The 1,471-nt window shown below is 63.7% G+C and carries 2 protein-coding genes; both read left to right on the top strand.

Going from position 1 to position 1,471, the window contains the following annotated elements:
* A partial coding sequence (locus H9626_RS15810) for a carbohydrate ABC transporter permease (protein ID WP_191710837.1) occupies window positions 1–747 on the top strand: 747 nt, incomplete at its 5' end.
* Window positions 744–1,471: carbohydrate ABC transporter permease (locus tag H9626_RS15805; RefSeq protein ID WP_225231024.1), on the top strand; the 728-nt coding region annotated here is incomplete at its 3' end. The genes H9626_RS15810 and H9626_RS15805, both read left to right, overlap by 4 nt.

Raw genomic sequence — 1,471 nt, 5'->3', positions numbered from 1 at the left:
CTGGTGAACCAGTTCGTGGGCCTGGAGAACTTCCGCTACGTCATCACCTCCGGCGACTTCTGGGCCGGCGTCGGCCGCGTGGTCAACTACACGCTGATCCAGGTGCCGATCATGATCATCGCGGCGCTGGCGCTGGCCATGATCATCGACTCCTTCGTCGTCAAGCACATCTCAGGCTTCCGCCTGGGATACTTCCTGCCGTACGCCATCCCCGGCGTGGTGGCCTCGATCATCTGGGTGTACCTGTACAACGGCCAGATCTCGCCGCTGGTCAAGGGCCTGGCGGCGCCCGGCATCAACGTGGACTTCTTCGCTGACAACATCGTGCTCGCCTCGATGGCGAACATCACCACCTGGACCTTCACCGGCTACAACATGCTGATCTTCTACAGCTCGCTGTCCACGATCCCGCATTCGTTGTACGAGGCCGCGAGCATCGACGGCGCGTCGGAGTGGCAGATCGTCAAGAGCATCAAGATCCCGGAGCTCAAGGGCTCGCTGGCGATCACGGTGATCTTCTCGATCATCGGCTCGTTCCAGCTGTTCAACGAGCCGAACATCCTGCAGAACATGGTGCCGGGCAACGCGATCACGACGTACTACACGCCGAACATGTACGCGTACAACCTGAGCTTCAGCGGTAACCAGAGCAACTACGCGGCGGCCATGGCGATCGTGATGGCCGTGATCACGATGGCGATCGCGTACGCGGTGCAGCTCAACAGCATGAAGGAGCAGATGAAATGACGAGCGCAACCAATCATCGTCTGGCCATGCAGGAGCTCAAGGCCCAGGAGAAGGCCGCCAGGAAGGCGGAGAAGGAACGGCAGAAGCGCGTGGCGCGCGACGAGGCCGCGGAGCGCAGGCGGGCCGCGAAGTCCGGGTTCGCGAACGTGGCCAACCCGCGGCGCTCGACCCTGATGACCGTGCTGTGCTCGATCTTCGCGATCTACTGCCTGTTCCCGTTCGTGTACCTGCTGATCAACGCGACCAAGTCCCAGGCGGACTTCACCAGCACGTTCGGCCTGTGGTTCGGCGGCGAGTTCAACCTGTGGGACAACATCGTGACGGTGTTCACCTACCAGGACGGGATCTTCGGCCGCTGGTTCCTGAACACGATCCTGTACGTGGTCGTGGGCGCGGGCGACGCGACCCTGCTGGCGATCATGGGCGGCTACGCGCTGGCCAAGTTCCGCTTCCCGGGCCGCAAGGCCGTGTTCGCCGTCATCATCGGCTCGATCAGCGTGCCGGGCACCGCGCTGGCGGTCCCGCAGTTCCTCCTGTTCGCCCAGCTGGGCCTGACGAACACGCCCTGGTCGATGATCATCCCGAGCCTGATCAGCCCGTTCGGCCTGTACCTGATGTGGATCTTCAGCGAGCAGGCCGTCCCGACCGAGCTGCTGGGGCCGCGCGCGTGGACGGTGCGGGCGAGTTCCGCACGTTCTTCCAGGTCAGCCTGCCCCTGCTGGCG

Source organism: Phocaeicola faecium (genome assembly GCF_014837055.1).
In the GTDB taxonomy this organism is placed as follows: domain Bacteria; phylum Bacteroidota; class Bacteroidia; order Bacteroidales; family Bacteroidaceae; genus Phocaeicola; species Phocaeicola gallinarum.
Note: the sequence above shows the minus strand (reverse complement) of the source record. Positions and strands in the feature narration are given on the sequence as shown.